General features: G+C 71.9%; 19 protein-coding genes and 1 other RNA gene. 15 read left to right on the forward strand and 5 right to left on the reverse strand.

All coding sequences use genetic code 11. The annotated features are described in order from the left end of the window. Position 1: 1 nt before the first annotated feature. The 5 genes from ftsX to ssrA all read left to right on the forward strand — a co-directional run bounded on the left by ftsX (position 2) and on the right by ssrA (position 5,082). Positions 2–913 carry a permease-like cell division protein FtsX gene (ftsX, locus tag ABD208_RS03980; RefSeq protein ID WP_344099712.1) on the forward strand — a complete coding sequence of 304 codons (912 nt, stop codon included), beginning with the start codon at positions 2–4 and terminating at the stop codon, positions 911–913. A 2-nt stretch (positions 914–915) separates the two neighbouring features. Next, positions 916–2,382, forward strand: coding sequence for a peptidoglycan DD-metalloendopeptidase family protein (locus tag ABD208_RS03985; RefSeq protein WP_344099714.1), 1,467 nt, complete (start codon positions 916–918; stop codon positions 2,380–2,382). Between the two features lie 112 nt (positions 2,383–2,494). Further along, complete coding sequence (gene smpB / locus ABD208_RS03990; RefSeq protein ID WP_344099716.1) at positions 2,495–2,989, forward strand: SsrA-binding protein SmpB; 495 nt, start codon at positions 2,495–2,497, stop codon at positions 2,987–2,989. Positions 2,990–3,052: 63 nt separating this feature from the next. After that, positions 3,053–4,486, forward strand: coding sequence for a ferredoxin reductase family protein (locus tag ABD208_RS03995; RefSeq protein WP_344099719.1), 1,434 nt, complete (start codon positions 3,053–3,055; stop codon positions 4,484–4,486). A gap of 228 nt (positions 4,487–4,714) precedes the next feature. Then, positions 4,715–5,082: a transfer-messenger RNA gene (ssrA, locus tag ABD208_RS04000) on the forward strand. Between the two features lie 156 nt (positions 5,083–5,238). Here the strand turns inward: ssrA and ABD208_RS04005 are convergent. Beyond that, the gene (locus ABD208_RS04005; protein ID WP_344099721.1) at positions 5,239–5,910 is read right to left on the reverse strand and encodes a DUF2306 domain-containing protein; all 672 of its coding nucleotides are present in this window, start codon (positions 5,908–5,910) and stop codon (positions 5,239–5,241) included. Between the two features lie 189 nt (positions 5,911–6,099). Here ABD208_RS04005 and ABD208_RS04010 point away from each other — a divergent pair, with 189 nt between their 5' ends. Together ABD208_RS04010 and ABD208_RS04015 are read left to right on the forward strand one after the other, a co-directional pair. Beyond that, entirely contained in the window at positions 6,100–7,302 is a 1,203-nt protein-coding gene (locus tag ABD208_RS04010) for a sensor histidine kinase (RefSeq protein WP_344099723.1), read from the forward strand. Then, positions 7,299–7,961, forward strand: coding sequence for a response regulator (locus tag ABD208_RS04015; protein ID WP_344099725.1), 663 nt, complete (start codon positions 7,299–7,301; stop codon positions 7,959–7,961). Before ABD208_RS04010 ends, ABD208_RS04015 begins: the two co-directional genes overlap by 4 nt. 55 nt (positions 7,962–8,016) lie before the next feature. On the opposite strand, the gene ABD208_RS04020 is transcribed toward ABD208_RS04015, so the two are convergent. After that, complete coding sequence (locus ABD208_RS04020) at positions 8,017–9,033, reverse strand: SDR family oxidoreductase (RefSeq protein WP_344099726.1); 1,017 nt, start codon at positions 9,031–9,033, stop codon at positions 8,017–8,019. 96 nt (positions 9,034–9,129) lie between these two features. On the opposite strand from ABD208_RS04020, the gene ABD208_RS04025 reads away from it, so the two are divergent. The 5 genes from ABD208_RS04025 (at position 9,130) to ABD208_RS04045 (ending at position 16,291) form a co-directional block, all read left to right on the forward strand. After that, the gene (locus tag ABD208_RS04025) at positions 9,130–9,732 is read left to right on the forward strand and encodes a TetR/AcrR family transcriptional regulator (RefSeq protein ID WP_344099728.1); all 603 of its coding nucleotides are present in this window, start codon (positions 9,130–9,132) and stop codon (positions 9,730–9,732) included. 101 nt (positions 9,733–9,833) lie between these two features. Next, positions 9,834–10,472, forward strand: a complete 639-nt coding sequence (locus ABD208_RS04030) for a trimeric intracellular cation channel family protein (RefSeq protein ID WP_344099730.1) — start codon at positions 9,834–9,836, stop codon at positions 10,470–10,472. 146 nt (positions 10,473–10,618) lie between these two features. Then, positions 10,619–11,257: a hypothetical protein gene (locus ABD208_RS04035; RefSeq protein WP_344099732.1), complete on the forward strand. Its 639-nt coding sequence runs from the start codon at positions 10,619–10,621 to the stop codon at positions 11,255–11,257. Beyond that, the gene (locus tag ABD208_RS04040; RefSeq protein ID WP_344099734.1) at positions 11,254–14,640 is read left to right on the forward strand and encodes a helicase HerA domain-containing protein; all 3,387 of its coding nucleotides are present in this window, start codon (positions 11,254–11,256) and stop codon (positions 14,638–14,640) included. The genes ABD208_RS04035 and ABD208_RS04040 overlap by 4 nt, the downstream gene beginning before the upstream one ends. After that, complete coding sequence (locus tag ABD208_RS04045) at positions 14,567–16,291, forward strand: AIPR family protein (protein WP_344099736.1); 1,725 nt, start codon at positions 14,567–14,569, stop codon at positions 16,289–16,291. The genes ABD208_RS04040 and ABD208_RS04045 overlap by 74 nt, the downstream gene beginning before the upstream one ends. A gap of 76 nt (positions 16,292–16,367) precedes the next feature. Here the strand turns inward: ABD208_RS04045 and ABD208_RS04050 are convergent, their stop codons facing one another. Next, positions 16,368–16,559 carry a hypothetical protein gene (locus tag ABD208_RS04050; protein WP_344099739.1) on the reverse strand — a complete coding sequence of 64 codons (192 nt, stop codon included), beginning with the start codon at positions 16,557–16,559 and terminating at the stop codon, positions 16,368–16,370. Positions 16,560–16,913: 354 nt separating this feature from the next. On the opposite strand from ABD208_RS04050, the gene ABD208_RS04055 reads away from it, so the two are divergent. Continuing rightward, complete coding sequence (locus tag ABD208_RS04055) at positions 16,914–20,600, forward strand: family 20 glycosylhydrolase (RefSeq protein ID WP_344099741.1); 3,687 nt, start codon at positions 16,914–16,916, stop codon at positions 20,598–20,600. 151 nt (positions 20,601–20,751) lie between these two features. Here ABD208_RS04055 and ABD208_RS04060 read toward each other — a convergent pair whose 3' ends face one another. Together ABD208_RS04060 and ABD208_RS04065 are read right to left on the reverse strand one after the other, a co-directional pair. Next, a complete protein-coding gene (locus tag ABD208_RS04060) occupies positions 20,752–21,150 on the reverse strand; it encodes a RidA family protein (RefSeq protein WP_344099743.1) in 399 nt (132 codons plus the stop codon). Positions 21,151–21,401: 251 nt separating this feature from the next. Next, complete coding sequence (locus ABD208_RS04065) at positions 21,402–22,607, reverse strand: alanine racemase (protein WP_344099745.1); 1,206 nt, start codon at positions 22,605–22,607, stop codon at positions 21,402–21,404. Positions 22,608–22,716: 109 nt separating this feature from the next. Between ABD208_RS04065 and ABD208_RS04070 the strand changes: the two genes are divergently transcribed. Both ABD208_RS04070 and ABD208_RS04075 read left to right on the forward strand, forming a co-directional pair. After that, positions 22,717–23,862 carry an ROK family transcriptional regulator gene (locus ABD208_RS04070; protein ID WP_344099747.1) on the forward strand — a complete coding sequence of 382 codons (1,146 nt, stop codon included), beginning with the start codon at positions 22,717–22,719 and terminating at the stop codon, positions 23,860–23,862. A 159-nt stretch (positions 23,863–24,021) separates the two neighbouring features. Then, entirely contained in the window at positions 24,022–25,260 is a 1,239-nt protein-coding gene (locus ABD208_RS04075; RefSeq protein WP_344099749.1) for an extracellular solute-binding protein, read from the forward strand. Positions 25,261–25,348 lie beyond the last annotated feature (88 nt).

The raw sequence follows: 25,348 nt of genomic DNA on the forward strand, positions 1-25,348 counted from the left end.
GGTGCGCTTCCAGTTCGTCGCCGGCGAGGTCTTCGCGGGCCTGCGGCGCAACACCACCATGGTGGTCGCCGTCGTCCTCGTGACGTTCGTGTCGCTCACGTTCGTCGGCGCGGGCGCGCTCCTGCAGACCCAGATCGGCAAGCTCAAGGACGACTGGTACGACCTCGTGCAGGTCTCCGTGTTCCTGTGCCCCGAGGGGTCGCTCGCCCCCACCTGCGCCGGCGGCGAGGCCACGGAGCAGCAGGTCGACGCCGTCCGCGAGGTCATCGACACCGAGCTGGCCGACGAGGTCGGCGCCGTCTACACCGAGACCAAGGCCGACGCGTTCGAGGCCTTCCAGGAGCGCTACCCCGACGGCTACCAGGGCACGCAGCTGACGCAGGACGACATGCAGGCCTCCCTGCGCCTCGAGCTCGTGAACCCGGAGGAGTTCGCCGTCGTCAGCGACGTGCTCACCGGCCGGGCCGGCGTCGAGCTCGTCGAGGACCAGCGGGCCGTCTTCGAGCCCCTCTTCCGCACGCTCAACGTGGCGACCCTGCTGGCGGCCGGCCTGGCCGGGGTCATGCTCCTGGCCGCCGCGCTGCTGATCACCACCACCATCCGGCTGTCCGCCGTCTCGCGCCGCAAGGAGACCGAGATCATGCGGCTGGTGGGCGCGTCCAACCTGTTCGTGCAGCTGCCCTTCCTGCTGGAGGGGGCCATCGCCGCGGTCACCGGCGCGCTGTTCGCCGGAGCCGGGCTCTGGCTCGCGGTCCGTTTCCTGGTCACCGACTGGCTGGAACAATCCGTCGACTGGGTGGCCTATGTCGACGCCGGCGACGTGCTGACCGTCGCGCCGTTCCTGGTCCTGGGGGCCATGGCGCTCGCCGCCGTCAGCTCGGTCGTCACGCTCAACCGGTACACGAGGATCTGATGATGTCCCGTACGACGTTCCGCAAGGTTCCCCGCACGCCGTCCGGCGCGCCGTCCCGCACGGCCTCCCGGACGAGTTTCCGCACGATGCCCGGCGCCGTCGTCGGCCTGACGGTCCGCCTGGCGCATCGCGCCACCGCGGCCGTGATCGCCGCGACCCTGATCGCGGGAGGCGGCGCGGCCGTCGTCGTCCCCGCGCTCGCGGACGATCTCGACGACCAGCGCGCGGCCGCCGAGGCGGAGGCCGCCGCGAAGGAGGCCGAGCGCGAGGAGCTCGAGGCCCACCTCGAGCACACCGACGCGAAGCTCGCGCAGGCCGCGCTGGAGCTGAACGACGTCGAGGGGCGCCTGCCCGTCGCCGAGGCCGAGCTGGCCCAGGCCGAGGCCGACCTGGAGCGGGCCGAGCGCGAGGCCGCGATCCTCGCGCAGCGGCTCACCGCCGCCGAGGCCGAGGAGACGCGGGTCACCGGCCAGATCGCCGACGACGCCGGCAAGGCCGACCTCGCCCGCGCGGACATCGTGCAGATGGCCCGTGAGGACTTCCGCTCGGCCGGGAAGACGACGGCGTTCGGGCTGGTCACGGGCGCGCAGAGCACCGAGGAGTTCCTCGACGGGTATGCGGTGTCGTCGTCCGCGGCCCGCAGCCAGGCGCGTGCGCTGGCGGAGCTGCGGGACTCCGAGGCGCAGGCCCGCAACCTCAGGGCCCGGCTCACCGCGATCCGCGAGACCGTCGCGGAGCTGAAGCGGCTCGCGGACGAGAACGTCGAGCGCCGGGAGGTCGCCCGCGGGCAGGCGGCCGAGAAGAAGGCGGAGATCGAGGACCTGATCGCCGAGCAGACCGAGCTCAAGAACCGCATCGAGGGTCGCCGGCAGGCCGCGAAGCGGTCGCTGGACGAGACCGCCCAGGCGATCACCGACATCGAGGCGGACCTCCGGCGGATCATCGCCGAGCAGGCGGAGCAGGCCGAGCGCGAGCGCCGGGCGGCCGAGCGGGCGAGCCGCGGCGGCGGGGGCGGCGGCAGGAGCGTCCCGGAGGCGGGCGGGGAAGCGCCGCAGGCGCCGTCGTCGTCGTACCTCTCGTACCCGACGGCGAGCGCGATCGTGACGTCGCCCTACGGGATGCGGTTCCACCCGATCCTGCACTACTGGCGCCTGCACGCGGGCACGGACTTCTCGGCCTACTGCGGGACGCCGATCCTGGCCGCGAGCTCCGGCACCGTGCTGTACTCGCGGACCGTGGCAGGCCTGGGGAATCAGGTGATCCTCGACCACGGGTACACCAGCGGCGGCGACAGCCTGATGTCGAGCTACAACCACCTCACGAGCTGGGCGGTGTCGCCGGGCCAGACGGTGTCGCGCGGCCAGGTGATCGGCTTCTCGGGCACCACGGGCACGTCCACCGCCTGCCACCTCCACTTCGAGGTCTACCGGAACGGCTCCACGGTCGACCCGATGATCTACCTCGGCTGAGGGCCGCCGGTAAAGACGTGGCGGGCGCGGGCCAGGCGCGTATCCTGGAGCGTCGCTGACCCGGTGCGACGACGGAGCGCCGGCGTGCATGCGGTGACGGTGGAGGGAGATCATGGCGAAGGGCGCCAAGAAGCAGAAGTCCGAGGACCCGCGCAAGGTCGTGGCCAACAACAAGAAGGCGCGTCACGACTACGTGATCGAGGACGTCTTCGAGGCCGGGATCGTGCTGTGGGGCACGGAGGTCAAGGCGCTCCGTGAGGGCCGGGCGTCGCTCGTGGACGGCTACGTGCACCTGGACCGCGGCGAGGCGTGGCTGGAGGCCGTGCACATCCCGGAGTACTTCCAGGGCACGTGGAACAACCACTCGCCGCGCCGCAAGCGCAAGCTGCTGCTGCACAAGGACGAGATCCTGCGCCTGGAGGCCAGGTCCCACGAGAAGGGGCACACGGTCATCCCGTTGCGCCTGTACTTCCTGGACGGCCGGGCCAAGGTCGAGATCGCGCTCGCGCGCGGCAAGAAGGAGTACGACAAGCGGCAGACCCTGCGCGAGCAGCAGGACAACCGCGAGGCCCTGCGCGCCATGCGGCACCACGAGAAGCTCAGCTGAGACCTGAGCTGAAACGCTACGCGCTCTAGGCGCGTGATCTCGCGGTGCGAGACGGTCCCGTCCGTGTCAACCGCAACCCGAGCCGGGCAATGGCGCCACGGCCATCCCGCCGACCTCGCCGAGGTCGCACCCCTTCCCAGCCGGCGTGCCCGGCGCCTGGTCGAGCGCCGACTGCGCCCCGCGCCGTGGCGTGCGGCGGTCCGGTACGGCGTCTGGGGCGGCGGAGCGGGGGTCGTATCGTTCTGGTACGTCACCGTCGCCCACCCGGTGCTGCCGGATCCCGCGCCGGCCGACGTCGTCGCCGGGCTCGGCCGGCTCGCCGGGCTGCTGGCGTCCTACCTCGTCTGCGTGCTGTTCGTGGCGGTGTCGCGGGCGCCGTTCGTGGAGCGGGCGTACGGGCTCGACGTGCTCGTGGCGTGCCACCGGCGGCTCGGGTCGGGGGCGATGCTGCTGGTCGTGGCGCACGTCGTGCTCGCGGTCACCGGCCGTGCGCTGCGCGAGGCGACCGCCGTGTGGGCGCAGGTCCCCGCGCTGCTGGCCGAGCCGCGGCTCCTGGAGGCCTACCTCGGGACGGCGCTCGTGACGGGCGCCGGGGTCGTGTCGATGCGGTGGATCCGCAGGCGGCTCTCGTACGAGGTGTGGCTCGCGATCCACCTGACGATGTACCTCGGGATCTACCTGTCGTTCTGGCACCAGATCCTGGCCGGGACCCAGTTCGCGGGGCATCCGGTCACCACCGCGGTCTGGACGGCGATGCATGTCGCGTCCGGCGCGGTGCTGCTGACGTGGCGGGTCGTGCGGCCGCTCGTGATGCTCGCCCGGCACCGGTTCCGGGTCGAGGCCGTGGTGGCCGAGTCGCCGCGGGTCACGAGCGTGTGGGTGCGGGGCCGCGCCGTGGACCGGCTCGGGACCCGGCCCGGGCAGTTCTACCTCGTGCGCTTCCTGGACCGCCGGCACGCCGTGACGGCCCACCCCTATTCCGTCTCGGCCATGTGCCCGGCCGAAGGGCTCACCAGGTTCACCGTGGGCGCCCTCGGGGACCACTCGAGCGCGGTCGCCGCGCTGCGCCCGGGGACGCGCGTCCTGCTGGAGGGGCCGTTCGGGCTGTTCACGTCCGCGCGGGCGCGCGGCACGGCGGTGCTGCTGGTCGCCGGCGGGTCCGGCATCGGGCCGGTGCGGGCGCTCGCCGAGGAGTTCTCGCGGGAGGGGCGCGACGTCGTCGTCGTGCACCGCGCGAGCACCGCCGAGGACCTGGCGCTCGGGCAGGAGCTGCTGGCCGCCCTCGGTGCCGGGTACGTGCCCGTGGTCGGACGACGGGCCGACCTGGGCCGCGACCCGCTCGACGAGCAGGGCCTGCTGGCCGCGGTCCCGGACGTGGCCGGCCGCGAGGTGTTCGTGTGCGGGCCGCCGGGCCTGGTCTGCTCGGTGGCCCGGGCCTGCAGGCGGCTGGGCGTGCGCCGTCGTGACCTGCACCACGAGCGGCTCAGCATCGGCTGAGGGGGGCGGTCCGCGCGTTGTGCGCGCTCCGGCGGCCCGCGCGTTGCGCGGTCCGTGCGGAACGCGCGGCCGCGCGGCGTTCCGCCGGGGGAGGTCCGACGACGACGGCGTCCGCGGCGGCTCCTGCGGAAATAAGGTGTGGTCCCGGCGTGTTGACCGACTATGATGATGATCTTGCCGGGCCCTCGCGGGCACGGCGGGACACGCAGTACGTTGTCAACTCAACATGGGGCTGATCGGTTTCGACGGTGGTCGTGCTTCGAGGAGAAGCGGGCCGAGGATGCAGGCTTATCTCGTTAACGATGCCTGTAAACCAATAGTTGCCGATAACACGCGCAACGACTTCGCCCTCGCCGCCTGAGCGAGCCCGAAGTCCGTGGGCCCGGGGATTGCTTCCGCCCCGGTCGCCTGCGTCATCTAGGAAGCCACTGCCTGTAGTCCTCGTCATCGGGGCCACAGGGACACTTAGGTGACTGAGCCCGTCCGCGAATGAGTCTGCGCTAGCGCGGGGGCCGAGAAAATCCCAGCAGACTGCGCCCGGAGAAGTCCTGGAAAAGCGTCACCGGACCCGGGTTCGATTCCCGGCAGCTCCACTCGACGAGGGGCGAGGTGTGACCGGCGAAGCCGGACCACCTCGCCTTCGTCACGTCTTTCGGGGGCGGAACCTTCGGCCCCGTCCCGGGGGACTGCGTCCCGGCCTCCTCGGCCCCCCGAGTTCGGACCTTCGGTCGGCCGTGTCCGCGGGAGATCTTTCAGGCTCTGCGACGCAGGTACAGCTCGGCCACCACCAGGTTCGGCACCCAGCACAGGAACGGCATGAACGCATAGGCGCGCTCGAAGGCGACGTCCGCGGGGATGCCCGCCGCCCCCTGGGCGGTCAGGAGGAGCACGAGCCACAGGCGCAGCATCACGCCGGCATAGGTGAGCGCGAAGCCCCGGACCATCCACCGCTCGTGGGCGCGCACGTCGCGACGCCGGATCGCGCGCAGCGCGAGCACGGGGAACACCACCCAGAGGGCACCCAGCAGGCCGAACCCGGCGACGCCCACGGGTCCTGCCGCGTTGACGCCGGACAGCACCATTCCCGACAGCCCGCCCATCGTCATCGCCGCGATCACGACCCGTCCCACCACGCGGTGGAGCCGTGGCGCCCGTGCCCGGACCCGCCGCGCGAGCTGCAACGGAGACAGGCCGAGAGCGAGCCCGCCGGCCACGATGTGGAGGTAGAGCGCCGCCTGGATCGCCGGCGGGCGCGAGACGTAGTTCGCCGCCAGCCCGCCGTCGTCCACCGCGAGCGAGGCCAGGGAGCTCGTCAGGTAGGGAAAGGGCGCGTACACCGCGATCGCGACGGACGTCAGAGCCAGCCAGACGAACCATCCTCGCCGCGTGCGGACGGAGCGGGGACGTTCGAGGTCAACGGACATGAGTACTCCCGGAAGGACGGCGGCCACGACGCGTCACACGCTAGGCGCGCGACGCCGCCGGGCGCGTCCTCCGGCCGGGTCGAGCGGACGTGCTTCTCCGGGGGAGCCGGCCTACCCCATGCGGGTGATATCCGGCCGCCGGCCGGTTCGGTACTGGCGGTGACGGACCGGCGTGGCGCAGGATGCAGCATGCGCCCCGGTCCTGACGACGCGCCCCACGCAGACGGCCAGGCCCCTGTGGCAGCCCGCGCGCGTCGCCCCGCGTGGGCCCTCACGGCAGCCGCCCTCGCCCTGATCATCATCCTCACCGGGCTGAACCCGCTCGCCCCCGAGGACGCGTCCTTCCGGGAGCCGGACGCGCTCGGCGTCGTGCTCGTCGTCGTCTCCCTGGTGGCGTTGCTCGGACTGCGCCGCGCACCGCTGGTCGTCCTGACGTGCTGCAGCGGCGTCGTCGTGCTCAACGCGTTCGCCGGCTACAGCGTCTCCGCCGTGCAATGGCCGGTCTGGATCGCCCTGTACGCCTGCTTCGCGGCCTCCGGACGCGGGCTGCGGGTCCCCGCCGTCGTCGTCACGGCGGCCGGCGTCCTCGGCTACGGCGTCTTCGGCCCCGGCCGCGTCACGACGGACGAGGCCGCGAGCATCGCCCTGTGCGTGCTGTTCGCGACGATCGCCGGCGAGGTGGTCCACGCGCGGCGTGTCGAGGCGGAGGCCGTCCAGGCGCGGCTGCGCAGCGAACGCAGCGAGCGCGCCGCCCAGGCCGAGCGCGCGGTCGAGGCGGAACGTGCTCGGTGGGCCCGGGACCTGCACGACGCGCTCGGGCACGCCGTCAACGTGATGGTGCTCCAGGCCGGGGTCGCGCGCCGCGTGTTCGACGTCAATCCCGCCTTCGCCCAGGAGGCGCTCGGCCATGTCGAGACGGTCGGGCGCGATGCCCTGCACCGCCTCGACCTGCTGGTGCGTGCCGATCCCGCCGTCGCGGGCGACAGTACCCTCGCGAGTGACGGCACCACCGCGGACCTGGCCCTCCTCGTGGAGCGCGTCCGCGCCACCGGCCGGGACGTCGTCCTGGAGCTGTCCCCGCCCGAGCTCGGCCCCGGAGCGTCCCGTGCCATCCATCTCATCGTCCAGGAGGCCCTGACGAACGCCCTCAAGCACGCGAGCGGTGCGATCGTCGTCACGGTGACCGAGGCCGACGGCCGGGTGGTCGCCGAGGTGCGCAGCACCGGTGCCCGGCCCGTTCCGCCGGGCCACGTCCCGGGAAACGGGCTGGTGAACATGCGCGAACGTGCCCGGCTGGAGGGCGGCGCCTTCGAGGCGGGCCCCGACGAGGACGGCTTCCGGGTCCGTGCGGTGCTGCCCCTGCGCGGGTTCGTCGCGGGAGGTCCCTCGTGACCACGGTGGTCCTCGTGGACGACGACGCCCTGGTCCGTGGCGGCCTGCGCGCGCTCGTGGACGCCGAGCCGGATCTCGTCGTGGCGGGTGAGGCCGCCGACGGCACGAGCGGTGTCGAGCTCGCCCGGCGCCTGCGGCCGGACGTCGTCGTCATGGACATCCGCATGCCCGGACGGGACGGGAACTCCGCCACCCGGGAGATCGTCTCCTGGGCCGCGCCGCGTCCGTCCGTCCTCGTCCTGACCACCTTCGATCTCGACGACGTCGTCGACGACGCGATCGCCGCCGGCGCCGACGGCTTCCTCCTCAAGCGGGCCACCCCCGACGAGCTCGTCGCCGGGATCCGCACCCTCGCCGCGGGTGACGCCCTCCTGTCCCCGTCCGTCACCAGACGTCTGTTCCGGCTTCATGCCCGACGACGTCCCGCCGGCGAGGACGTCCCGCTCACCGGCCGGGAGGCCGACGTGCTGCGGGCGCTCGCCGCGGGTCGCACCACGAGCGAGATCGCCGCCGCCATGTTCATCTCCACGGAGACGGTCCGCACCCATGTCAAGCACCTGCTTGCGAAGATCGGCGCGCGCGACCGCACGCAGGCGGTGGTCTGGGCCTACCGGAGCGGCTTCATGGACCGCGCGGAGCCCGTCGCGGGCACGACGTGAGGTGCCTCGGGGTCGACCGCCCCGACGACCGCGCCGGCGACCGGCGCGGCCGGGTTCAGCGGGTGACGAGACCGTGCGCGATCAGGCTGTCACCCGTGTCGGCGAGGGTCTCGCGGATCGGGCGCATCGTCCAGCCCAGGTCCTCGTGGGCCCGCCGGGCGCTGACGAGTTCCGGACGGCCGGCGAAGGTGAGCGCCAGGCGCAGGTTGGCGTCGAACCGAGAGGCTGCCCACAGCATCGCGTAGGGCATGTGGCGGGTGGGGACGCGGTGGCCGCGCGGCCCGAACTCCTCGGCGAGCATTCGCGCCATGTCGCCGAACCACAGGTTGTCCCCGGCGCAGACGTACCGCTTCCCGGCGGCGTGCGGCGTCTCCAGGGCGAGCCGCTGCGCGCGGGCCACGTCGCGCACGTCGACGGGACAGAACCCCAGCCGCGGCACTGCCGGGAGATCGCCGTTCAGCAGGCGCCGCACGGTGTCGACGGAGGTGCCGGCCGCCGCGTGCCGGATCGGGCCGAGCACCATGCCGGGGTTGATCACGGTCAGCTCCACCTCGGGGTGCTCGCCCGCGAACCGCCAGGCCGCGCGCTCGGCGAGGATCTTGCTGCGCGGGTAGGGCGGGGCGAGCTCCGGGTCACCCCAGTCCGACTCGTCCCGCACCCGCGTCTCGCCGCGCGGGCGGCCCGCCGAGACGGCGGCCACCGATGACGTCGTGACCACGCGGCGCACGCCGGCCTCGGCGCTCGCCCGCAGCACGCGCAGCGTGCCGTCCACGGCGGTACGCTCCAGCTCCCGCGGGTCCCGGGGCATCGTGGCCGGGAACGGCGAGGCCACGTGCAGCACGTACTCGCACCCCGCCACCGCATCGGCCCAGCCGGCGTCGTCGAGCAGGTCGGCCTCGACGAGTTCCAGCGACCCCCCGGTTCGCGCGGCGAGCGCACGCAGGTGGGCGACGCGTTCCGGGTCGTGGAGGGACCGGACCGTGCCGCGCACGCGATGGCCGTGGGCCAGGAGTTCCTCGATGACGTGTCCGGCGACGAACCCGGTCGCGCCGGTCACGAGTGTGGTGGGCATTCGACGACCTCAATCTGAACGGTGATTAGAATATGAGCACTGTACAGATTGGGGTGGCGGCGGTGTCAAGCCCTGGGTCCGACCTAGGATCGGCGTGTGTCCACCACCGGGAAGAAGCGCGACACCTATCACCACGGCGCGCTGCGCACCGAGCTCGTCGACGCCTCGGTGCGTCTCATCGAGTCCGAGGGCATCGGCTCGGTGAGCCTGCGCCGCGTCGCCCGCGAGGCCGGCGTCAGCCCTGGTGCGCCGTACCACCACTTCCCGAACCGGGCGGCGCTGCTGTCCGCCATCGCGGCACAGGGATTCCGGGAGCTCGCCGCCGACATCGACGCCGTCGGCCGCACCACGAGGGCCGCCGCCGCTCCCGCCCTGGTGCGCTGCTACCTGGACTTCGCGCGGCGGCGGCCGGGCCATTTCCAGGTGATGTGGCGGCACGAGCTGTCGGAGCCCGAGAAGCATCCGGACGTGCAGTCCGCCATGGAGGAGGCGTTCGGAGCGCTGGCCAGGCTGCTGCACGACGTCGACGCTGAGGACCAGGCGGGCCTCGGCACGATGTTGTGGGCCCTGGGCCACGGCCTGGCCTCCCTGACCCTCGACCACCAGCTCGACCACACGGCCCTGAAGTGGGACACGACGGCCGACGACCTCGTCGAGCGCTGCCTCACGCTGGTCTCCGGCCTGGCCGGCCGCTCCTGAAGGAGATTCTCGATGTGGACGCATGACGCTCGCCCTGCTGCTGGGCCCCGCCTGGATCCCGACCGGCCCCGTGCCCGCCCGGCGACCCCGAGGTAGGCGTCGTGGCGCTCGTGTTCGACCTGCTCGGGGTCTTCTTCTTCGCGTTGTCCGGGTCGCTGCTGGCGGCCCGGCGCGGGTTCGACATCGTCGGCTCGCTGCTGCTCGGGTCCCTGACGGGGCTCGGTGGCGGCGTCGTCCGCGACATCGTGCTCGGCGTGACGCCGACGGCGTTCGACGATCCGGTGTATCTGCTGCCGCCATTGGCCGCCGTCGTCGTCGTGTATTTCCTGCACGGTCCCGTGCGCCGTTTCCGGCGCCCCATTCTCGTGTTCGACGCCGCGGGCCTGGGCCTGTTCTGCACGACGGGCGCGGTGACGGCCCTCGAGCACGGCATGAACCCGGTGGCCGCGGCCCTGCTCGGCCTGACCACGGGAGTCGGCGGCGGCCTGCTGCGCGATGTCGTTGCCAACCGCGACCCGCAGCTCTTCGACCCCGGCGACCTCTACGCGCTGCCGGCGATGCTGGGCGCGGCGCTCATCACGGCGTTCTGGGCCGTGGGATGGCGCGGCGTCTGGCTGGAGGCCGCCGTCGCGGCCCTCGTCTTCGCCCTGCGCATCCTCTCGCTCCGCTTCCACTGGCACGCCCCGCACGCGGCCCGCACGTCACATCCTGCCCGAACGGAGCCCGCACCTCCTCGCTGACCGTGTCGACTCCAGGTCTCATCGGATCGCCGTTCTCTTCGACACCTCTGGTGGGCGATCCTCTGGATCACTCATGGGGATGAAATCGGCTCCGGCCTGCGGCGATGCCCTGCCACTCATGTCGGAATCCGGGTACATTTTGCGCCATGGCGGACTCCCAGCTGAACCTGACGGAACGGTCGGCGCTGCTAGCGCTGATGACGCTGACGCGAGAGGCGTCCAACGCGGAGCTCGCCGACGAGCTGGGTATCAAGATCGAGAAGAAGGTGCGGGATCGTCTGCTCGCGCTGGGCTATATCAGGGCATGGCAGACCGGCCGGTACCGCGCATGGGTGCACGAGCTCACGGACGAGGGCTGGCGGCGTTGCGGGGGCGAGCTGGGTAGCCCAGCTCCGGCGGGCGCGCCGAAGGCGACGCGGCTGCAGTACGGGCTGACCCGCCGGTTCGCGGCCTATATGGCGCGAAACGATCTACGGGTCGCGGATGTCTTTGTGCTCGACGACGAGTTCGTCGCACCTGTCACCGACGTCGCGGACCGGATCCGCTCGGTGTATGCAGAGCTGGCCGCCGAGCCGGGTGCCTGGGTGAGCCTGAGACGGGTGCGGAGCGCTGTCGGCGACGTTCGGCACGCCGATCTGGATGCTGCATTGCTGCAGCTGGTCCGGGAGCCGACGGTGCGGCTCAACCCGGAGTTCAACCAGAAGACGCTGACCGCGGAGGACAGGGCGGCCGCGCTGCGTGTGGGTGGTGCTGACGTGCACCTGCTGTCCATCGGACGGCCATGAAGGCCGCCGAGCGCGAAGCATTGAAGGAACTGACCAGGACCACCTGGGCGCTCGGAAAGGACGGCGTCTGGGAGAACCCGGAAATCCACGTCGCGGGCCTGAACGGTCCGGCGTTCGGCACGGTCATGGGTGCTTTCGACGACGCCAAGCTCAGCGCGGGCGACAGCCCGATCGGTGTGGTGGTCACCGGACGGCCTGGTTCAGGCAAGACGCATCTCATCGCGACCGTGCGGTCGAGTGTGCTCGCGGCGGGCGGGTACTTCTTCGCCCTTGACCTACGCCATGAGCGGGAGTTCTGGCCGCGGGTGGTGCACGACGTGCTCAACGGCCTGTTCCGGCCCGGCAAGGACGGAGTCCCGCAGGGTGAGATCCTGGGATTGGAGCTGTCCCGGACACTAGGTCTGCCCGATCACTTGCACCGGCAGCTCACGGGCCTCGACAAGCCCACGCGGTCAGGACTCGACGAGATCGTCGAGGCACTGGGCCGAGTCCACCGGCGGATCGCCCTCGAATGCGCTCACACGTTGCGAGCCTTGGTGCTGCTGCTGGCGGGCAGCGTGACGACCAGCGAGGTCGGACGTGCGTACTTGTCGTCAGAGATTGAGTCGGTGGCCGACGAGCGGGCCGAGTGGGGCCTTCGTGCAGTCCCCGGCACGCCGCACGAGATTGTCGGCGAAATCTTCGAGCTGATTGCTCTCGCCGGACCGAGCGTGATTGCCCTGGATCAGATCGACACGCTCATCCAGCAATCGGAACACTCGACCGAGCGAGCCGCATCCGAGCTCGCGGAGCCTGAGGTCGAATCTGATGCGATGGGACCCAGGAAACGGCTCTTTGAGGAAGTCGGCAGCGGTCTCATGCAGTTGCGCGAGGTTACTCGCCGGTCATTGGTGCTGGTTGCCTGCATGGATTCGGTCTGGGAAGGAATCCGGGCCTACGCGCCGGCCTCCGTTGAACAGCGCTTCCGCCGCGCCGAGCAACTGGACACCATCCCGGAGCCAGGCGTGGGGCGGGTGCTCATCGAAAGGCGGTTCACCCGCAAGTTCTCCAAGGTCGGATTCACTGCGCCGTATCCCAGCTGGCCCGTGCGACCGGAAGCGTTTGCCGACGCCGACCTGTTCACCCCTCGCGATCTCATCCGAGAGATCGACGCCCATCTTCGGGTGTGCCTGGCAACGGATGAGGTCGTCGAGCTGACCAGCCTTGTCGAGGCGAACCGCGCCGACCTACCGGCGCCGGCCGTGCAGCCGGCATCGCTGCCTGCAGACGACGGCATGCTCAGCCAGATCGACGGGCAGTTGATCGCCTTGGTGAACGATCCCGGTGTCGTCGCCGAGACTGTCAGGGCGTTCGAACCGCGCCAGGAGGATCAGCGCGTCCCGGAACTCATTCGGTCCGCCTTGAAGTGGTGGGTCACCGAGCAGGGCGAGGAACGCTACCAGTACGAGGTACCGGTGCCGATGATGGCCGCCGGTAACCCAGCCCTGCACGCCGAACTGCAACAGACCCTGGACGAGAGCACCGAGGACAAGGTCTTCTGGTCGTTCCGGGCGATCGCATGGCGGGACGGGCGAGCGGTCATCAACCGCATCGACCGGGTCCTGAACACGACCGGTCTCGATCCGTCGGCGCCCAAGCGCAAGGCTTACCTGTTGCGCACCGGTGAGTGGTCGAACGGCATCAAGACCCGCCAGAAGGTCCAGGAGTTCGAGGCGGCCGGCGGAGTCGTGATCGAACTTCCGAGGGAGTCGTTGGAGGCCGATCTCCGTACCTTCATCGCCTTGGAGAGGCTTGCCCCTACCCAGCCGCCGGCCCGGTTCAGCGCGTGGTTGCTCAGCCGTCGCCCGGCCGGCCGCACCGGGCTCCTGCGCGCCGTCTTCGGCAACGCCCAGGACGCCCCGGAAGTGCCGCATCCCGGACCCGGACCTGGACGGTCATCGGATGCAGTCGTGCCGCTCGCTGTGCCCGGTATCACCGGCCCGGTGGCGGACGCCCCAGGCGAGACGGCGTCGGGCGCGATGCCGACGGAACCGGTGACGACCGACTCGGCGACCCTGCACCTGGGCAACCGGATGGACACCGGGGCGTCCATCGAGATCGCCCTGGAGGCGTTGCGGAAGCACACCGCGATCTTCGCCGGGTCCGGATCGGGCAAGACGGTGCTGATCCGCAGGCTGGTCGAGGAGTGCGCGCTGCGGGGCGTGTCCGCGATCGTGCTCGATCCCAACAACGACCTGGCGCGGCTCGGCGACGCGTGGCCGCAGCCGCCGCAGGCCTGGGGACCTCACGACGCGGCACGCGCCGACGACTACCTTCGCGACACCGATGTCGTGGTCTGGACGCCCGGCCGGGAATCCGGGCGGCCGCTGACGTTCCGCCCGCTGCCCGACTTCGCCGCCGTCACCGACGACCCGGACGAGTTCCGCCTGGCCATCGACACGGCCGTGGCCGCGCTCGCACCCCGAGCCCGCGTCGACGGCGCGACGGCGAAGGCCGAGAAACATCGCGCGGTTCTCAACCAGGCGCTGCGGTACTTCGCGCGTGAGAACGGCGGCGGGCTGAGCCACTTCCTGGATCTGCTCGGTGACCTGCCCGAGGACGTGACACGGCTGGCCAGGGCGGGCGAGATGGCCTCGGACATGGCGCAGACGTTGCGCGCGGCCATGATCAACGACCCGTTGTTCGGCGGGGTGGGCGAACCGGTCGATCCCGGTGTGCTGCTCACGCCGGCGGACGGCAAGCGCGCCCGGATCTCCGTGATCAGCCTGGTGGGCCTGCCTGCCGAGGTGCAACGGCAGAGCTTCGTCAACCAGCTCCAGATGGCCCTGTTCGCTTGGATCAAGTGGCACCCCGCGGGTGACCGGCCGCTCGGCGGGCTCCTGGTCATGGACGAGGCGCAAACCATTGCTCCGTCGGGCGCGCTGACCGCCAGCACGCACAGCACCCTCGCGCTGGCCTCGCAGGCACGCAAGTACGGGCTCGGCCTGGTGTTCGCCACGCAGGCGCCGCGGGGCATCCACAACCGGATCGCAGGCAACGCCGCCACACAGTTCTACGGCTTCCTCAACAGCCCGTCGCAGATCGCGGCCGCCAGGGAGATGGCGGCCGCGAAGTCCAGTTCGGTGCCGGACATCTCCCGGCTGAGCGCCGGGCAGTTCTATGCAGTTGCCGAAGGGCTGGCGTTCCAGAAGGTCCGCACTCCCATTTGCCTGAGCCACCACCCGTCGAGCCCGCTGACCGTCGAAGAGGTCATCGACCGCGCCCGGCAGGGATCGACGCCCGTGCACGCACTGGAAAAGGGGACCAGCCGTGGAGAGAGTGATCCAGAGCCTGCTGGAGGCGTTCCAGCAGGACCAGGACCTGACCAAGCTGCCGGAGCCTGAGGCGTTCGAGGCGTTCGCCGCCTACTGCGTGCTGAGTTCTTACCACAACGATCCCTTCAACCCCGACGCATACCGCACGGGCGGGGGCAACGACCTCGGTATCGACGCGTACGCCGTGCTGATCGACGGGGATCTGTACCGGGACCCGGCGGACGTGCGCACGGCGATGCAGCAGCGCAAACGGCCGCAGGTGCAGGTGGTGATCATCCAGGCCAAGACCAGCAGCAAGTTCGAGACCAAGGTGATCTCGGACCTCGCCGAGAATCTCGGTCATCTGTGCGGTGCGGGGGAGATCCCCTACGAGGTGTCGGCCGACGTGAGGAGTCTGCGCGAGTGCCTGGACGCGGTGTACGAGGAGCCGGCCCGCCTGGCCGGCCGGCTTCCGGAACTGCACGTTCGTTATGTGACGACCGGCGATCAGATCGCGGAGATGGTCCGCAGGAAGGCGCGATCGGCCGAGAAGAGCCTGGATCGGCTCCACCGATTCGAGGCGACCGACGTGCGGTGCGTGAACTGGCGGGAGTTGCGCGAGCTGTATCAGCAGGCGACCAGCACGGTGCGCGTCGATGTGCCGGTACCCAAACAGTTCGCGGTGCCGGTCGCCCCGGGAGTGGAACAGTCGTTCGTGGGGCTGGTTGCCGCGCCGGACCTCATCCGCACGATCCTGGACGACGGCACGGGGAAACTGCGCGAGAACCTGTTCGAGAGCAACGTGCGGGCCTTCCAGGGATACAACGCCGTGAACAAGGAGATTCGCAGCACGCTCCGAGATCCGGTCAAGCGGCAGCGATTTGCCGTGATGAACAACGGGATCACGATCGTGACGCGGAAGATGGATCGGGTCGGTGACAACTTCGTCCTCGATGACTTCCAGATCGTCAACGGATGCCAGACCTGTCACGTGCTGTTCCACGAGCGCGATCAGCTCACGGACCAGGTTTTCGTCAGCGTCCACATCGTTCACTCGACGGACGAGGACGTGATCCAGGGGATCGTCGCCGCGACCAACCAGCAGACCCCGATCAGCGCCGAGGATCTGTCCGCACGGCAGGACTTCCACAAGGAACTGGAAGACTTCTTCGCCCTCGGCCAGGAGAAGTCACGGCAGCTCTTCTACGAGCGTCGTGCCAAGCAGTACAGCGAGCGCAAGGACGTGGAGAAGACCCGGGTCGTGAGCCGCACTCAGCTCAGCAAGGCGTACCTGGCGATGTTTCTCGACGAACCGTCTCGCGTGGGCCACCTCCAGGATCTGCTGAAGGCGCGGGGTGGGGAGCTGTACCGGGAGGGCCAGCCGCCGATCGTCTATTACACGGCTACGGCGACCTGGTACCGGCTCGAGTGGCTGATCCGGACCCAGCGCCTCAGCCGCGGCTACCGGCCTGCCCTGTACCACCTGATGGCGTTGATCCGGCAGCAGCTGGCTGGTTCGGCGAAGCCGCCGTCGGACGGCAAGGCAGCCGAGAAGTGGTGCAAGCGGATCCTCGACGTGATCTGGAACGCCGAGGCCGCGGAAAGGCTGGTCGTCCACGACCTGCTACCCGCGATCCAGCGGGTGATCAACGTCGAACGGGAGGCTGGGGTGCCCCTGGGGGAGGCAGTACGCAACGCCCGGTTCGCCGAGCGGGCCCGCAGGGAACTTGCCGGCAGCTGAGGTTTCCGTGGCCCGGGCGGCGTCGGGCCGCCGCACTCCGTCGTTCCGGGTGCGGCCCGCCGCGCCCGGCGCCGGCTCAGTCCCGCTTGGTCAGGTCCGATACCTGCGTCGTGATCTTGCGGCTGCGCAGCAGCCCCCGGACCTCGATGACCGCCTCCTGGCCGCACCAGCCGCGCCGCACCGCCGTCACGACGCCCACCGTCCCGCGCTCGTAGTTCGCCGCTCCGGTGACCTGCACCTTGGCGCCCTCGGTGATCTCCTCGCCCATGGCCTTCCCTCCGCCGTCGTCCGAGCGGGTCCGGGTCGCGCGAGATTTCCTCGTGAGGTGTGGGCCGAGCTCGTTGGGTGCCGGTGAGCTTTTCACCTCCTGCTGAGCGGCGTCAAGAGTATTGAGAGGGTTCTTTTTGAACACACGTCCATCACCCTCGACCGTTCTTTTTCTTGCAATGGATTTGTATTCTTGTAGATCTGGGACGTTGGCTGGCCGCGGCCCTGCGCCACGGGTCGCTCGGTAGGGGGCATCGCCGGCCCGTTGTCGTCGCAGCACCGGCTCGGCACACGTCCGGATGTCATCGGGGAGGGATGGCAGCCAACCGAACGGCTGAGGTTAGGGTTGCGTCTCGTGACCGACGGCGCCTCAGGGATCCTGCCTGCCGCTGTATGGATGCAGCGGCACGACGGCGTGGTCCTGCTGCGCCCTGGTTCGCGGATCTCGTGCACCCCGAGCTTGCTCCCGGCAGCGCGCTGGTGGCGGCGCGTCCTGGACGAGGCGTTCGCTCTCGACGTGGAGCTGGTCTCGTCCGATGCCGCGGAGATCCTGTTCCGGGACGACGGCGATCTCCCCGCCGGCGGATACGCCGTCGATACCGTGGCGCCGGACCCGGGCCGGTGCCGGAATGGTCCCCGGCTCGTCGTCCGCTGCGCCGACCTACCCGGTGCCCACGCCGCCGTCCAGACGCTCCGGCAACTCGCCGGCGCCGCGGCCTTCCGCCGCGCACCGGTGAACAACGCCCCCGGATCCGCGGAGGACCCGGGCGCCGTCGTCGCCCTCCCCGCCGTCACGATCACCGACCACCCGCGCTTCGCCTGGCGGGGCGTCCTGCTCGACGTCGCCCGCCGCTTCCTGCCCAAGCACGACGTCCTGCGGTTCGTGGACCTGGCCGCGACGCACAAGCTCAACGTGGTGCAGCTGCACCTCACCGACGACCAGGGCTGGCGTTTCGAGGTGCGCCGCTACCCCGAGCTGACGCGCACCGGCGCCTGGCGCGCGGAATCCACGGTCGGCACCTGGCGCACCGGAACCCCGGACGGGACACCCCACGGCGGCTTCTACACCCAGGACGACCTGCGCGAGATCGTCGCCTACGCACGCGCCCGCGGTGTCCAGATCGTCCCGGAGATCGACGTCCCGGGCCACGTCGAGGCGGCCCTCGCCGCCTACCCGTTCCTCGGCACCCGCAAGGAACGCCGCGGCGTCCGCACCACCTGGGGCATCAGCGAGGACGTCCTCGACCCGTCCGACGAGGCCCTGTCCTTCTTCCGCCACGTCCTCGACGAGGTCGCCGACGTCTTCGACACCCCCTGGATCCACCTCGGCGGTGACGAGGTCCCCACCGACCGGTGGGAGTCGTCCCCCACGATCCGCGCCCGCGCCGAGGCGCTCGGCTTCGTCCGCCCGAGGGACGACGACGGCCGCGGCCGCCCGCCCGAGGAACCTGCGGTCGCGGGCTCCGACGCCGACGACGCCCGCCGCGCGATCCGACCCGACGGTGCCGGTCGCGTGGTCCGACCCGACGACGCCGGCCGTGCCATCGAACCCGACGATGCGCACCATGCGGTCACACCCAACGATGGCCGTGCGATTCAATCCGACGACGCCGGTCGCGCGGCCGCACCCAACGATGCCGGCCGCGCGGCCGCATCCGACGACGCCCGCCGCGCCGGCGAACCCGACGTCGCCCGCCTGCACGGCTGGTTCGTCGCGCGCCTGGCGGACCACGTCCGCGGGCTGGGCCGCCGGGCCGTCGTCTGGGACGAGGCGTTCGGGCCGGACCTGCCCGCCGACGTCGTCGTCATGGCCTGGCGGTCCGGCAGTCCCGGGGTCGCCGCGCGGGCGCTCGCGGCCGGGCACGACGTCGTCGTCGCGCCCGAACACGCCTACTACCTGGACCATCGCGCGAGCGATCGGCCGGACGAGCCGGTCCCGGTCGGCTTCGTCCGCACCCTCGAGGACGTGCTCGCCTACGACCCGGACGAGGACGCGGCGTCGGCCGGCAGGCGGGCTTCCGACCCTGATGGCCAGGTCGGCACGGGCCCGCGGCGCGCTCGCGGCGCGGGCGCCGGTCGCCTGCTCGGAGGCCAGGCCCAGGTGTGGACCGAGCACCTCGACTCCGCGCGGCGGATCGACTACGCGACCTTCCCCCGGCTCGCCGCCGTCGCGGAGACGCTGTGGTCACCGCGGGCCGATCGCGCGCCCGGCTCGCCGTCGTCGGCGGAATTCCTCGACCGGCTGGCCACGCATCACCTACCCAGGCTCGACGCCTACGGCGTGGAGTACCGACCACCGGACGGACCGCGCCCCTGGCAGCGACGCCCCGGCGTGCCGGGCGCACCGCGGGACCTGGTCGGTCGGTTGTCGCGCGAGGTCGGTCCGATGGCGAGCAGTCGGCTCCCCGGGGGACCGGCCGCACGGACATCCGGCCGACCGCTCGACAAAGCACCGACCACACCTGCCCACCTTGATCCCCGGGGCGTCGCCGTCGTCCGCGGCGTGCGGATCCCGCAGCCCGGCGGCGAACTCTCCCCGCCGAGGGACCTGCGGATCTCCGCCGGCCGGATCATCGCCGTCGAGCCCGCCCGGGCGGCGTCGGGCATCGACGGGTGCGTGCTCGACGGCGCCGGGCGCGTCGCGCTGCCCGGGCTGATCGACGCGCACTCGCACGCAGAAGGCGCGGTGTTCGACCCCGACGTGCAGCACGCCCTGCTGCGGCAGGGCGTCACGACCGTCGTGACCGGGCAGGACGGCGTGTCGTACGCGCCGGGCGACGGGCGCTGGGCGGGGGAGTACTTCGCGGGGATCCTCGGCGAGCACCCGGGCTACCGCGGGCCGCGCGTGCGCGAGCTGCTCGCGACGTACGACGGCGTCGTCCCCGTGCACGTCGCCTACCTCGCCCCGCACGGGACCATCCGGCACGAGGTGCTCGGCGGCAACCCGAAACGCGCCACGCTCAAGGAGCTCGCCCGCATGTCGCGCCTGCTGCGGCAGGCGCTGGACGACGGCGCCTGCGGGCTCTCGACCGGGCTGGAGTACCTGCCGGGCGGGTACGCCGACGAGCGCGAGCTGGTCACGCTGGCCACCGTCGTCGCGAAGCGCGGGCTGCCGCACGTCAGCCACATGCGCGGGTACGAGGACAAGGCGGGCGACGCCTTCGCGGAGCTCGTGCGGGTCGCGCGGGCGTCCGGGGCGGCGACCCACGTGTCGCACTACCACGGGCCCGCCGGGGAACTGGCGGGCTACGTCGACGAGGCCCGCGCGGACGGACTCGACGTCACCTTCGACTCCTACCCCTACCTGCGCGGATGCTCGATCCTCGCGATGGTGGCGCTGCCCGGCTGGCTGCCGCTCGCCGATCCGGGGGCGACCCTCGCGGCGCTCGGGGACGACGACGTCGTCGCGCGCCTGCGCCGCGAGCACTTCGGCGACCTGGCCGCCTTCTGGCCCCGCGTCACGTTCGCGTCCGTCCCCGCGCGGACGGGCCGGCGCAACCTGACCTGGGCCGAGGGGCGCACGCTGCCCGACGTCGCGCGCCTGCTCGGGCTCGACCCCGCCGCCGCCGTCGTCGAGGTGCTCACCGCGACCGAGCTGCGGGCGACGTGCGTGTTCGAGCAGCCGCCCACGAACTCCGCGGAATCCGTGCGGGCGCTCGCGAACCACCCCGCCCACCTGGGCGGCTCCGACGCGATCTACCTGGGCGGACGCCCGCACCCGCGCGGCTGGGGCGCGTTCGCGGCACTGCTCGCGGAGCGCGTCGGCTCCGGCGACTGGTCGTGGCACGACGCCGCCGAGCACCTCTCGGGCCGCGCCGCCCGCCGCTTCGGCTTCGCGGGGCGCGGCGCGCTGACGGCGGGCTCGGCGGCCGACGTCGTCCTGGCGGACCCGGACACGATCCGCGCCCGCGCCACCTACGCCCTGCCGCGCGTGGTCGCGGCCGGCATCGACGACGTCCTGGTCGCCGGGGTCCAGGTCCTCCGAGCGGGCGCGCTCACGGGCGCCACCCCGGGCGGCCCTCTCCGCCCGTCCGGTCGCTGAGAGATCGCGGGGGTGGGCCGATGCCGTCGGCCTGCTGTCGAGCAGTCGGTCTGCTGTCCGTGCGGTCGGTTCCTTGAGGGGCCGACTTCTCGACTTCGGACCGACCTCCCCCGACGGTCGGCCGACTGCATCGCCCGCCCCGTCTCCACGGTCAGTTGATGGCGAGGGCGTCGATCTCCACCAGCATCTCCTCTCGCGGGAGCCCCGCGATCACCGTGGTGCGGCCCGGGAGGACTCCCGACGAGGAGTGCTCCCGGACGAACGCCCCGTAGGCCTCGTTCATCGCGGCGAAGTCGTCGCGGGTGGTGAGGTAGACGCGCAGCATGACGACGTCGTCGAACGTCGCGCCCGCCGCCTCCACGATCGCGCGGACGTTCTCCAGGGTGCGGGTCGTCTGGGCGCCGACGTCGCCCGGGTACAGGTACTCGCCCGACGCCGGGTCGACCGGGCCCTGCCCGCTCACCTGCACGAACGGCCCCTTGCGCACCCCCTGGTGGAAGGTGTGCGCGGGCGCCGGCGCGGCGTCGGTCGAGATGGCTTCCTTGCGCATGGCGATCCTCTCTGCCCGTGGCGGGCGTTGTCCGGCCGTAGCCCGGGTGTGTCCGGTTGTGGTGGGCTGTCTACTCGTGGCTGGGCCCGTCCGGCCGTGGCGGGCTGTCTGCCCGTAGCCGGGCGTGTTCACTCGTGGCCGGGCGTGTCCAGCTGTGGTGGCTGTCTACTCGTGGCCGGGCCCGTCCGGCCATGGCGGGCTGTCCGCCCGTAGCCCGGCGTGTCCGCCCGTAGCCTGCGTGCGGTCAGCGGTCAGTGGAAGGCGAGCGGCAGCTGCTCGATGATCTCGTCGCCGTCGGTCAGGTAAGCCGTCCGGTAGAGCTGGAACGTGGTGCACGGATGCGAGATGCCGAGGCCGGCGACGTCGCCCGGCCGGACGGCGGCCGTGACCGCCGGGTCCGCCTGGACGTAGGCGTGCTGGTCGTTGAGGGCGGTCACGCGTCCCCAGCCCTCGGGCAGGTCGCGCGGCGCGCCGAGGCGTCCGGCGTCGTCCACCGCGCGGACGGTCAGCGGCACCGGCAGGTCGATGTCCGACGACGCGTCACGGCGTCCGGCCCCGCAGATGATCCACCCGGGCTCGGGGACGGACAGCACCTGCGCCCAGACCGTCAGCGCGGGGCGCAGCGGCGCCACGCCGAGCCGGGTCCACGGGTCGGCGCGCCGGTAGTGGCCGTGATCGTGGGCGACGTAGGCGCCGGAGCGCAGGATCACCCGGGCCGGCACGGGAGCGCCCGCCGGGTCGGCGAGCGGCCTGGTCAGCTCGCGCAGGACGACGTCGGCGTGCGCGGAACCGCCGGCGCTGAGCACGACGTCGCCGTCGGCCATCCCGGCGATGCGCGCCGCGGCCGCCCGCAGGTCGGCGCACCAGCCGGCGACGGCCTCGAGCTCGGCCGCGCTGGTGCCGGACGCGACCGGGCCCTCGTAGCCCGCCACGCCCACCAGCCGCAGGCCGGCCTGCGTGACCCGCCGCGCGAGGGCTGTGACCTGCGCGATCGAGCGCACCCCGGTGCGGCCGCCGAGCACTCCGACCTCGACGAGGACACCGAGGCGCTCGGGGTAGACGGCGGTGGCGAACGTCCTCTCCAGCAGGGCGACGCCCTCCGCGGAATCGGCGTAGACCCAGACCTCCTCGACGTCGCCGGAGTCCAGCGCGTCGCGGAGCCAGGCGGCGTCGCGCGGGTCGGTGAGCTCGTTCGCGAGCAGCACCCGGGCGCGGATGCCGACCTTGCCCCACCACACGACCTCGCGCAGCTGGCCGGGAGTCGCGACGGTGGCGCCCCACGTCCCGGCGGCCGCCTGACGGCGGTAGATCCCGGGCGACATGTGCGTCTTGACGTGCGGCGCGAACCCGATGCCGGCGCCGGTGTACAGCTGCGCGACCGTCGCGATGTTGTGCTCGATCGCGGCCCGGTCGACGGTGAGCAGGGGCCAGGACAGCGAAGGGTCGTCGATGCGCACGGGGCCATCCTGCCGGATGGGCGCCGCCGGGCCTACGGACGGTAACGGTCGGGTAACGGCGGAAAGTGGTGGTGGACACGATCCGCGTTAATGAGGTGTACTAACAAACATGCCGACGACGACACGCAGCAGTGGCCGGGTCGGGGCACGCCTGAGGGCGACCTCGAAGGTGCTCCCCGAGCACGCACGCGCCCACAACCGCTCGCTCGTGCTGCAGCACCTGTTCCACGAGGGGCCGACGTCGCGCGCCGACCTGGCCCGGGCCACCGCCCTGACCCGCGTCACCATCTCCGACCTCGTCTCCGTGCTCATCGCCGAGGGCCTGGTCGAGGAGCTCGGCACGCGCCCCGGCCAGCGGGTCGGCAAGCCCGCGATCCTCGTCGGCCTGCGCGGCGACTCGTTCCAGATCGTCTCGCTCGACCTGACCGACGAGGCCCAGATCCGCGGCGCGGTCGTCAGCCTCACCGGCGAGATCGTCGGACGGCGCACGCTCGAGGTCGACGGCCGCACCGGCGAGGACCTCACCGACCTGGTGGCCCGCTTCGCCCGCCTGCTCGTCGCGGACGCCACGCACCCCGTGCTCGGCATCGGCGTCGGCTCGCCCGGCGTCATCGACGAGCACGGCCGCGTCATCGAGGCCCCGAACCGCGGCTGGTACGACGTCCACCTCGCCGACGTGCTCACCGACCGGATCGGCCTGCCCGTCCAGGTCGCCAACGACGCCAACACCGCCGCGCTCGGCGAGTTCACCTACGGCGGCGCCGCCGCGGGCACCCTCGTGATGCTGGTCGGCCTCGGCGTCGGCGGCGGCATCCTCGTCGACGGCATCCGGGTGCACGGCATCCACCACGCCGCCGGCGAGCTCGGCCACACCACCGCCGTCGACGACGGCCTGCCGTGCGCCTGCGGGCGCCGCGGCTGTCTCGAGACGGTCCTCGCCACTCCCGCGCTGCGCCGCGCGGTCGAGGGGAAGGACAAGAAATCTGCCGACGCCGGCCTCGCCGAGGCCGGAAGGGTGCTCGGGGTGACCCTCGCGCCCGTCGTCAGCGCGCTGAACCTCGCCGAGGTGCTGCTGAGCGGTCCGCCGGACCTGCTCGACGGCCCCCTGCGGGAGGCGGCGCAGGAGACCCTCCGCGAGCGGACGATGCCGGCGGTCAGCGCCGGGCTCCAGCTCCGGATGGCCTCGCTCGGCCAGGACGTGGTGCTCCTCGGGGCGGCCGTCCTGGTCCTGTCCGCCCAGCTGGGGGTGTCGTAGGCACACGGCCGTGCCGACGACGGCGAGGCAGGAAGCTCTCCACCGAGAACTCGACTCACGACCCAGAACCCACACCCCAGAACCCACACCCCACACATGTGGCGAGAGGAAGACCTCGTGAAGAAGAACCGGCTCGTCGCCGTTTCGGCGACGCTACTGATGACTGCGACTCTGGGTGCCTGCGGGACCGGCACCAACAGCGGCGACAGCGCGGACACCGAGGTGCGCGTCTGGCTCGTCGGCACCGACACCCCCGACGAGGCCCGCGACTACCTGAAGAAGACGTTCGAGGAGCAGAACGAGGGCGCCACCCTGGTCATCGAGGAGCAGACCTGGGACGGCCTCGTCGACAAGTACACGACGGCGCTCGCGGGCTCAGACGTCCCGGACGTCGTGGAGGTCGGCAACACCCAGGCGTCGGCGTTCACGTCGTCGGGCTACTTCAGCGAGATCACGGCCGAGGAGTTCGAGGAGCTCGGCGGCAGCGACCTGCTGCCCGGCTTCGTCGAGGCGGGTGACTGGGAGGGCAAGCACTTCGCCCTGCCGTACTACGCCGGCTCGCGCGCGGTGTTCTACAGCCCGGAGCTGGTCGAGGACGAGCCGCCGGCCACCCTCGACGAGTACGTCGACCAGGCGAAGGACCTCTACAAGGAGGGCAAGTTCTCCGGCCACTGGTGGCCCGGCCAGGACTGGTACAACGCCCTCCCGTTCGTCTGGGAGAACGGCGGCTTCATCGCCGAGCAGGCCGCGGACGGCACGTGGGAGGCGGGCTTCTCCAGCGAGGGCGGCATCGCCGGGCTCTCCCAGGTCCAGGACCTCATGCTGAACGCGTCCAACGCCCCGGCCGACGCGCAGGAGACCGACCTGCAGATCCCGTTCTGCGAGGGCAAGATCGGCTACCTCTCGGCCCCGACCTGGATCCAGTGGTCCATCAACGCGCCCGAGGAGCCGGAGACCGAGGACGGCGTCCCCGGCTGCGCGTCCACCTACGGCGGCGACCTCGAGGCGTTCCCGCTGCCCGGCAAGGACGGCGGCCCGGCGCAGGTGTTCGCGGGCGGCTCGAACATCGCCCTCGCGCAGAAGTCGGCGAACCGTGAGCTCGCGTACGAGGCGCTCAAGATCATCCTGAGCGACGAGTACCAGACGATCATCGGCAAGACCGGCCTCATCCCGGCCAAGGTCTCCCTGGCCGGAGAGGTGCCGCAGGACACCTCCATCGGCAAGGCGGGCGTCGAGGCCGCCGCCACCGCCAGGCTCACCCCGGCCACCCCCAAGTGGGCCGACGTCGAGGCGCAGACCGTGCTGCAGACCCACATGACGCGCCTCGCCAACGGCGACGACGTCGAGCAGGTCGCCGCCGACCTGGACGCCGAGATCGAGTCCATCCTCAACGGCTGACCCCGGCAGGTACCCACGGTCCCCCGCCCGGCCGCACCCGGAACGGGCGGGGGACCGTACCCATGACCCCAAGCCACGAAGCGAAAAG

Source organism: Myceligenerans crystallogenes (genome assembly GCF_039529775.1).
Classification (GTDB): domain Bacteria; phylum Actinomycetota; class Actinomycetes; order Actinomycetales; family Cellulomonadaceae; genus Myceligenerans; species Myceligenerans crystallogenes.